The sequence below is a fragment of the Bacillus sp. 05T31 genome (assembly GCF_056396725.1).
Genome location: NZ_JBFTMA010000142.1, coordinates 1 through 8,113, shown reverse-complemented (window position 1 = coordinate 8,113; position 8,113 = coordinate 1). Strand labels below are relative to the sequence as shown.

Here is an 8,113-nt window from a genome sequence, read left to right as displayed (position 1 = left end):
GTATTATACAATGACATACGGTGAGTTTATTTCAGGAAGATCAGGGTTTGAAGTAGAAGGCGTTGTCATTGTTGATGCACAAACAGGTGATGTGAAACGATACGATAAAGGGAATGCACCTAAATTCGTTGATGGTGTATTAAATCATGAAACAGCATCTACGTTAAATACGTACTTCGGAAAATATATTCACGGATTTTGGAATACGAAATTCTCACAAACTGACATGAAGATGCCGACTGAGTGGGGGACGAAGGAAGGCGTTACGCCAATCTTCGGAAAGGATGGTAAACTGTATTACTTTACAGATTTCACCTCTCCGAAAGAAGGCGTAGATTCTGCCCTCGGCTACTCATTAGTTGATGCACGTACAGGAAAGTTGTATTATTACAACGGAAAAGAAGTGAAGGGAATTATGGACGGTTCGGCTGCTACAGAAGTAGTGGATAATTCCTTTAAGAGAGAGAAATGGCATGGAACAATGCCGGTTATTTATAACGTATATGGTAAACCTTCTTGGATTGTACCGGTTATTGATGATGGCGGATTAGTACGTGCTCATACTGTCATATATGCTTCTAATGCGAAAATATTTGCAACAGGTTCAACGCAAAAAGAAGCACTTGAGAATTATAAAAATGCGCTGAGCGGAAGTGGTGATTCATTTAGACCGACTTCAAATGGGAAAGAAGCGCAAAAAGAAGGTACTGTACAACGTGTGTATAAAGAAAAATCAGGTGAAAATACGATTGTGTACGTACTATTAGAAAACGAGCAAAAAGTATTCATGGTACCGGCGAAGAAATTCCCATATGCAATGTTTACAGAAGTAGGAGATTCAATTCAAATCACATATTTAGACACAGGAGAAATGATGGCATCTGTATCTAAATTTACAAATAGTAATTTGAAAAAGTAAAGCGATAGAGATTCTATCGCTTTTTTTACATTATTAAACAGGAAAATACGGTATACTTGACGTATATTTATGTTGTAACTATAATTGTTACGATTGAGTGTTTATATGAAAGGGTGAATGGAAAAAGTGAATGGAGTTAATCACGAAGTATATAAACCTGTAAAGACAAACAGGTTATGGATGATTCTTGTATTAGGGACACTTACGGCAATTGGGCCATTATCTATTGATATGTATTTGCCTTCTTTACCAAAGTTAACGGATGATTTACAAACGGGTGCATCCCTCGCGCAGCTTACATTAACTGCTTGTCTGCTTGGGCTTTCAGTAGGGCAGTTATTTATTGGTTCAATTAGTGACATTTACGGAAGACGCAAACCTCTTATTATCGCTCTTATTATTTATGTTGCTTCTTCTTTACTTTGTGCTGTTGCACCATCGATTTGGAGTTTAGTGCTTTTACGTTTCTTACAAGGTGCTTCAGGATCTGCTGGTATCGTTATATCACGTGCAATGGTACGTGATATGTATTCAGGTTCTGAAATGACGAAATTTTTCTCACTGCTTATGTTAGTAAACGGAGCAGCGCCTATTTTGGCACCGATTATCGGGGGACAATTATTACAGTTCACATCATGGCGCGGCGTTTTTATCGTTCTTGGAGCAATTAGTGTATTCATGCTAATATCAGCTACTTTCGTATTACGTGAAACATTACCTCCTGAAGAAAGAGAGACAGGTGGATTATCAGGAACGCTTGCAACATACGGAAAGCTTCTGAAAGATCGTTTATTTATGGGGTATGCATTGTCGCAAGGATTAGTAACAGCTGCAATGTTTGCTTATATTTCTGGTTCACCGTTCGTGTTGCAGAACATATACGGAGCATCACCACAACAGTTTAGTTTGTTCTTTGCAATTAACGGTATCGGTATTATTATTGCTAGCCAAGTTACTGGCCGCTTAGCGGGGAAAGTTAATGAGAAAACTTTATTTGTTGCTGGTATTATTATTGCGGCTGTTGGCGGTCTATCGTTACTACTTACAATTGTATTAGGAATAGGTCTAATCGGTGTTTTATGCTCATTATTTCTCGTTGTATCAAGTGTTGGGGTTGTATCAACAACTGGCTTCTCGTTAGCGATGAGAAATCAAAAACAAGCTGCAGGAACAGCATCAGCTTTACTGGGTTTATTACAGTTCATTTCAGGAGCACTTGTTGCACCGCTAGTAGGTATTGGTGGAAGTAATACMGCAYTWCCKATGGGKGTKGTTATAGCKCTTTGTGAAATTGGTGCTGTGTTATGYTATYTATTYATGGCMARAAGAAGTGARAAGCAGTTTGAACTGCAACAAARMCAAAATTTAGAGGCTTAACAAAAAGAGCTGATTCAAAGGAAATGTTTTGAATCAGCTCTTTTTTTCATTTCTTTGAAATAACTCACACATATTATTCATAATTGCATCATATAAGACAGCAAGTTTATCCCACACCCAGCGATTACTATCGACTTCTTTTTCCCCGCAGTCGATAATATCGGTATGATCGGTAATTTTATACGCTTTTTTAACGATAATAGGAGCAATCTTCGGTATGCGTGGGATTTCTTTTAAGATATCTGCAAGGTTTCCGATGTAGACATGACCGATGATTTCGATTGTTAATGATTTATCCGATATATTTAGCACAGTATGAAATTGATTTGTATGTTGTTGTTTTAAATATTGGGCTAACTTGAATGGAGCGTTCTGCCTTTTTAATACACGGCGAAGCTCTTCTGTATTTTCAATGTGAAGTGACTTTTCACGAATAAGGACGCGAATGTCTTCTCCCATAAAAGTTATTGTATTGTACATATATAATTCTCCTTTGAAACTCTAAGCACACTTGTTTTATTTATATGTAAGTCTAGCACGGTATGTTCTATATGTGTTCTTACAGTTTTGTAAGGTAGAGTAGTGAAATAATGGAGAAGTTACTTGCATAAAGTGACGATACTGTGACAAAAATGTTGGTATACATATTAAGAAATCATCTTAAGTACAAAATTTAGGATGTTCTCGGTATAATAAAACAAGTGGAGATAGAAGAAACTATAATTAGAAGTAGCTGTAGATAAAAGGAGAATAAGAGATGAAGAAGGTTTTGGGTATTGCTGTAATGGGAGGTATGCTCCTTCTAGCGGGATGTAATGGAAATAAAGACACGAAAGAACCAAAAGAAAAGGTAGAACAATCTACTGAACAGACAGAAGAGATGAAAGTGTATCGCGAGGTACATGAAAAGTATGATGTGAAGATGAACAAAGAAATTAATAAAGCATTAGAGTTATGGGAAGTGGCAAAAGAAAAGGGCGGCAAGGAAATAACGAATGCTACATATAAAGAAAACGTACAAAAGGTAACGACGGGTATGTTAGAAGATATAGATCATATACGTAAAGAAATTCGTGTGCCGAAGTCGAAAGAACAAGAACATGAAATGTATGTTGGTTTCTTAAATGAAGCAGAACAAGCGATGAAAAAATTACAGAAGTTAGCTAAAGAAGAAGATTCATCGTTGATTCGTGATATAGAAATTAATTTTTCAACAGCATCCACATACTATAAGCGTTTTCAAACAGAGGCAAAAAAATAACCTTGCGCGTACGCAAGGTTATTTTTTCTTCTTACCATCGCCATCTTCATCTTCGGATACTAATACCTTCTGTTCTTCGTGAAATTCAGAAATTGTCTGTCCGGTAATATTATCGAATGGAGTATAAAAAGAAGTGATACGTTTCTTTTTAATAAAGAGATTATCCCGCATTAACGGGCAGTAAGACCCCCACCTCAAAGTTCAGTGAAAGCAAAGAAGTTAGGTAGGGGATCAACTGCCCGTAAAAGCCCGATTGGTTCAACTAATAATCAGTGGGGGATGAACCAAATAACTATGCAAAATGGTTTAATAAAGACTTCGATAATTTAATTAATCAAGCAAAATTAGAACAAGATGAAAATAAACGCTTTGACTTATTACATCAAGCAGAGGATATTATGTTTACAGAATATCCTTTAATCCCACTTGTATTCCCAACAGATTCTTATTTACAAAAATCATCTGTATCTGGATTAGAATACTACGTAGGATCTCAACCGAGCTTACGATATGCTAAAAAATAAAATAAAGAAGTAGGCAACCGCCTACTTCTTTATTTTATTTCTTTCTTATATTCTTTTTTCGTTCCATCAGAGAAGACAACTTCTAAAGCGAATTTTTGATAGTCTTTATCAAGTTTGAATACATTTACTACTTGATCAATTACTTCTTGATCTGTTGTGTTTTTATCAAATTTTAATTCTTGTAGAAGAGGGCTTAATTTTGTAATAGCCTCGTCGCCTGTTAATTTTACATCTGCKTTATGGTCTTCAACTTTTGCTTCCATTTTYTTGTCGGCTGCTACATTTTTATAATCAGCTTCGTAGTCTTTCTTCGTATCTTGATAGTCTGCCTTTAAATCAAATTCATTAAAGTTTAGTTTTAAATCTGCAGGAGCCTCATTTTTTGCTTCTTCAGTCGTTTTCTTATTAGAAGTTGTATCTTCTTTTGCAGGAGCTTTACATCCTGTTAATGCAGGTACTAGCATAAGAGCTAATAAAATTGATAGTAAAATTCTCATTATAAATTCCTCCTTATATAACTTCTTTCTATACAAGTTTTTCCTGATTTTATGTAATTATGTATAAACCTAATAAATTATTTCCTTAAGGGGGACACACATGCTTATTAATTAAATTGAAAGTAATTTGTATGTATATGGAGATTTTTAAAAAATATCTTTGCGCTTTCTAATCATTAACACAAATAAGCAGCGCTGTATTTGGAAATGCAGTGATGCTTTCTAAAACATATTAAACAATCGGTGGATTATTTCCCGCAACATATGCAGCGAATGGTTATTACACAATAATATTTGGTAGAGTTAATTTAGCGGAAAATATTATTTCATTATTACTTATTATACTAGTTACACAATTGGTAGCGGGAATCACTCTAGTTATAAAAGGGATAGTAAAGAGGAAAAGTTCTGTAGTTAAAGAAGTATAAAGTAAAAAAGGTATCCTTCGTGGGATACCTTTTTTACTAGTGTTTATTATTTTGCAACTTCTGTCCACTTGTAGTTAAATTCACCGCCGAAGTCAGTTGTTACAAGTCCTTTAATAAATCCACGTTGTAGGTAAGAGCGACCTTGTTGGTATAAAGGAGCAACAGCACCATCTTGTAATAAGATTTTTTCAGCTTGCTTCATTGCTTCCCAGCGAGCTTTTTCATCACCAGCTAAATCAGTTTTTACTTTATGAATAAGCTCGTCGTACTCTTTGTTAGAGTATTTATCGAAGTTATAAGCACTATCCGTTGTGAATAGATCTAAGAATGTAATAGGATCCGCGAAGTCAGGGCCCCAGCCATCGATTCCGATTTCGTAATCACCACTTAATAGTAGTTTTAACTGTTGTTTACGTGGTTGAGGTTTTAAAGTCACTGTTAATCCATCTAGATTCTTTTCTAGTTCACCTTTTAAATATTCGCCAGTCTTTTTAGCTAAAGCATTATCGCTTGTTAATAGTTCAATTGTTACTTTGTCAGTACCAAGTTCTTGCTTCGCTTTTTTCCAGTTTTCTTTCGCTGTTTTTACATCATCTTTGACTAGATTTCCATTCTCTTTACGGAAGTCATTACCGTCTGGACTTTTTGCGAATTTCGCAGGAACCATTCCTTCTGCTGGGATTGCACCGTTATTTAAAATTGTTTCTACGTACGCTTTTTTATTCATTGCTTCGTTAATAGCGAGGCGTGCATGTTGATTTTTTAATACTGCATTTTTCTGATTTAGTCGTAAGAATTGGATACCGACTTCAGCGCGTTCCTTGAAGTTGGAATCGTTCTTATACTTATCAACAAACTCCGCAGTTAAAGCAACACGATCAATTTGTCCTGAATCATATAAGTTAACTTCTGTAGATTTATCTTTAACGACATTGAAGTTGATTTCTTCTAGTTTTACAGTTTTAGCATCCCAATAGTTAGGGTTCTTCTTCAATTGGAAGCTTTGTTCATGTTTCCAGTTATCTAATGTGAAAGCACCATTGTAAATTAAATGATTTGTTTCTAAACCGTATTTATCGCCTTGAGATTTTAAATACTCTTCATTGATTGGTAAGAATGTTGCAAATGTCGTTAAGCTTAAGAAGTAGGGAACAGGGCGGTCCAGTTGTACTTCTAAAGTTTTATCGTCAAGAGCTTTAACGCCTAATTGATCGATTGCTACTTCTTTTTGGTTTATTTGTTTCGCATTTTTTATATCAAAGAATAAGAATGCATATTCAGCAGCTGTTTCAGGGTTAACGGCACGTTGCCAAGCGAAAATAAAATCTTTTGCTGTAACAGGAGTACCGTTTGACCATTTTGAATCACGAAGATGGAAAGTATACTTTGTTTTATCCGGACTAATGTCAACCGATTCAGCAACACCAGGGATCGGTTTATTATCTTCTCCTATTGCATATAAACCTTCAAAAACATTTCGCATTACGTTCATGGATTCCCCGTCCGTTGCTTTTGCAACATCCATTGTTGGAATTTCTGAAGCAAATGATAAGTTAATCGCTTGTTTATCAGGTGCTTTATCGTTCGCTTTTGCTCCGCCTGCATTATCTTTATTTCCCCCACAAGCAGTTAGTAGTAGACTTGCCCCTAAAACAGATGCAACAACAGGTACAACTTTTTTCTTCATTGTTCTTTCCTCCCTAAATGTGTTGTTCGTAACGTCATAATGTCCATGTCTTGAAGTTTAGCTATAGAAGGAGAGAAAACCTATTATAAATATGTGTATGTAGGTAATCAGGTTTTCTATATGTATATACATGTTGAACTATAATCTATCGTTATATGTTTCAACTTAGTAGACATTACATTTTGATGGTAAAATATTTTGTTTCTTTGATTATTTAGAATATTAACACTGGAAAAAACTATATGTCAATAATAAAAAGTAGAGTGTTAATTTTTTGGAATAATATATTGAAAAAGCAGATTTCCTCATATTAGGGAATCTGCTTTTAATATATTTTGCTAAAAAAACAATGGGTGTGGGTGGGAACACAATGATCTAAGTTGCATTTTATCCCGCATTAACGGGCAGTAAGATCCTCACCTCAAAATTCAGTGAAAGCAAAGAAGTTAGGTGGGGGATGAAGAACCCCCACTGATTAAAGTTTCACTTTATTTTTCAATTTTTGCCCATTTGAAGTTTAATTGACCTGCAAAGTCTACTTGCACAATGCCTTTCACATAAGAACGCTCTAAATAAGATTCTCCTTTTTGGTAAAGAGGAGCGATAACAGAGTCCTTAAATAAGATTTTTTCTGATGCTAGTAACGCTTCYCAGCGAGCTTTTTCATCACCAGCCAAGGTAGTTTTAACTTTTTCAATTGTGTCATCAAACTCTTTATTAGAGTAATGGTCTAAGTTGTAAGGGTTATTCGTTGTAAACAATTCAAGGAATGTAATTGGATCAGCAAAGTCAGGGCTCCAACCGTCAATTCCAATCTCGTAGTCACCTTTTAATAAGAGTGAAACTTGTTGTTTACGTGGTTGCGGTTTTATATTTACCGTTAAGCCATCTAAATTCTTTTCTAGTTGTCCTTTTAGGAACTCACCAGTTTTCTTCTCAAGGTCACCATCACTTGTTAATAATTCTAATGTTATCTTTTCAGAACCAAGTTCTTTTTTTGCTTTCTTCCATAATTCTTGTGCAGATGTTGTATCAACTTTTGTTAAATCGCCGTTTGCAGTACGGAAGTCTTTTCCATCAGGCCCTTTTGCAAAGTTTTTCGGCACGAGACTAAAGGTTGGTGTAGAGCCATCATTTAATAACGTATTTACAAAAGATTTTCGATCAATTGTTTGATCGATTGCTTGGCGTGCAGAAACGTTTTGAAGTATTTTGTTTTGCTGATTCATACGTAAAAACTGTACCCCTACGTTCGGACGTTCTTTAAAGTTAGCATCCTTTTTATATTTATCAACGAAATCAGATGTTAATTTTATACGGTCTAATTGTCTTGATTCAAATAAATTTACTTCCGTTGATTTTTCTTTTACAACGTTGAAATTGATTTCTTCGAGTTTGACATTATCTTTATCCCAATAAG

General features: G+C 35.2%; 7 protein-coding genes and 3 pseudogenes. 5 read left to right on the top strand and 5 right to left on the bottom strand.

Annotated features, from left to right (window positions below; translation table 11 throughout):
* Positions 1-919, top strand: a pseudogene (locus tag AC1DJR_RS11460) (DUF3981 domain-containing protein); the annotation flags it as partial.
* A 117-nt stretch (positions 920-1,036) separates the two neighbouring features.
* Complete coding sequence (locus tag AC1DJR_RS11455) at positions 1,037-2,296, top strand: multidrug effflux MFS transporter (protein WP_477002646.1); 1,260 nt, start codon at positions 1,037-1,039, stop codon at positions 2,294-2,296.
* Between the two features lie 33 nt (positions 2,297-2,329).
* On the opposite strand, the gene AC1DJR_RS11450 is transcribed toward AC1DJR_RS11455, so the two are convergent.
* Positions 2,330-2,776, bottom strand: a complete 447-nt coding sequence (locus AC1DJR_RS11450) for a hypothetical protein (protein WP_060749767.1) — start codon at positions 2,774-2,776, stop codon at positions 2,330-2,332.
* 277 nt (positions 2,777-3,053) lie between these two features.
* On the opposite strand from AC1DJR_RS11450, the gene AC1DJR_RS11445 reads away from it, so the two are divergent.
* Positions 3,054-3,557, top strand: a complete 504-nt coding sequence (locus tag AC1DJR_RS11445; protein ID WP_429687637.1) for a hypothetical protein — start codon at positions 3,054-3,056, stop codon at positions 3,555-3,557.
* Positions 3,558-3,575: 18 nt separating this feature from the next.
* On the opposite strand, the gene AC1DJR_RS11440 is transcribed toward AC1DJR_RS11445, so the two are convergent.
* On the bottom strand, positions 3,576-3,728 hold the full coding sequence (locus AC1DJR_RS11440) for a DUF3951 domain-containing protein (protein WP_410592412.1): 153 nt from the start codon (positions 3,726-3,728) through the stop codon (positions 3,576-3,578).
* Positions 3,729-3,832: 104 nt separating this feature from the next.
* Here AC1DJR_RS11440 and AC1DJR_RS11435 point away from each other — a divergent pair.
* Positions 3,833-4,081 (top strand): annotated as a pseudogene (locus AC1DJR_RS11435) (peptide ABC transporter substrate-binding protein); the annotation flags it as partial.
* Between the two features lie 29 nt (positions 4,082-4,110).
* Here the strand turns inward: AC1DJR_RS11435 and AC1DJR_RS11430 are convergent.
* Positions 4,111-4,578, bottom strand: coding sequence for a YusW family protein (locus AC1DJR_RS11430; protein WP_477002645.1), 468 nt, complete (start codon positions 4,576-4,578; stop codon positions 4,111-4,113).
* 215 nt (positions 4,579-4,793) lie between these two features.
* Here AC1DJR_RS11430 and AC1DJR_RS11425 point away from each other — a divergent pair.
* A pseudogene (locus AC1DJR_RS11425) lies at positions 4,794-5,006 on the top strand (hypothetical protein).
* 46 nt (positions 5,007-5,052) lie between these two features.
* Here AC1DJR_RS11425 and AC1DJR_RS11420 read toward each other — a convergent pair.
* Complete coding sequence (locus AC1DJR_RS11420; RefSeq protein ID WP_429687635.1) at positions 5,053-6,693, bottom strand: peptide ABC transporter substrate-binding protein; 1,641 nt, start codon at positions 6,691-6,693, stop codon at positions 5,053-5,055.
* 488 nt (positions 6,694-7,181) lie between these two features.
* The coding region (locus tag AC1DJR_RS11415; protein ID WP_477002644.1) for a peptide ABC transporter substrate-binding protein at positions 7,182-8,113 on the bottom strand (932 nt) is incomplete at its 5' end.